The following is a 259-nucleotide window of genomic DNA, read 5'->3' as shown; positions in this document are numbered from 1 at the left end:
AAGATTACCGGACTTTTAATAATAACCTTATATGTATTCGTTAATTGAATATTCGTTTGAACTTCACCAGCTTGAATCATTGTCCCATCTTGCTTCTTCTGGTTCACAAGAATTTGCGTCGAAGATTGATAGATTGGTGTCATAAAGAAGAAGCTAATGATAGCACTTACTATAGCGGCACCAAAGGCGATTACGAGGATCATTGCTAAACGTTTTCTTAAAATATGAAATAACTCTTTCAAACTAATTGTTTCTTCCA

The 259-nt window shown here is 34.0% G+C and carries 1 protein-coding gene; it reads right to left on the bottom strand.

The window, feature by feature from the left end; translation table 11 throughout:
- The coding region (locus KVT27_RS25270; protein WP_254636288.1) for a Wzz/FepE/Etk N-terminal domain-containing protein at positions 1 to 259 on the bottom strand (259 nt) is incomplete at both ends.

This window comes from Lysinibacillus sp. GbtcB16 (genome assembly GCF_019091145.1).
Lineage (GTDB): Bacteria > Bacillota > Bacilli > Bacillales_A > Planococcaceae > Lysinibacillus > Lysinibacillus fusiformis.
The sequence above is the reverse complement of the archived record's forward strand: the minus strand, read 5'-3'. Positions and strand labels throughout refer to the sequence as shown.